This is a genomic window from Foliimonas ilicis (assembly GCF_039939195.1).
Lineage (GTDB): Bacteria > Pseudomonadota > Alphaproteobacteria > Rhizobiales > Rhizobiaceae > Foliimonas > Foliimonas ilicis.
The window spans coordinates 1-395 of record NZ_JBDUUH010000039.1; the positions used below are offsets into that span (position 1 = coordinate 1).

At 60.3% G+C, this 395-nt stretch carries 1 protein-coding gene; it reads right to left on the reverse strand.

Translation table 11 applies throughout. The features are described from left to right. A partial coding sequence (locus ABFT80_RS27995; RefSeq protein ID WP_347975230.1) for an ATP-binding protein occupies positions 1-351 on the reverse strand: 351 nt, incomplete at its 3' end. Positions 352-395: the final 44 nt, after the last annotated feature.

The following is a 395-nucleotide window of genomic DNA, read 5'->3' on the forward strand; positions in this document are numbered from 1 at the left end:
TGCGATAGCCAGGTGGCTCTTGCCTGTTCCCGTGCCGCCGACGAGAACGACGTTGCGCTGATCGGCGACGAAGGTGCCCGTAGCCAGTTCTCTCACCAGGGATTCATTGACGGGCGTATCGGCGAAGGCGAAGTCGTCGATATCTTTGGCAAGCGGTAGCTTGGCGATGCTGAGCTGGTAGCGAATGGATCGGGCCTGCTTCTCGGCGATCTCCGACTGCAGGAGGTCACCGACAATGCGCGGCGGTTCGTGCTGCCGTTTGATGCCGTTGCCCATGACCTCGTCATAAGCGCTGCGCATTCCGTAGAGCTTCAACGTGCTCATCAGTTCGAGAACCTGTGTGCGTTCCATCAACTTGCCCTCCTGAGCCTGTCGTAACGGGCGCAGTCGGCGAC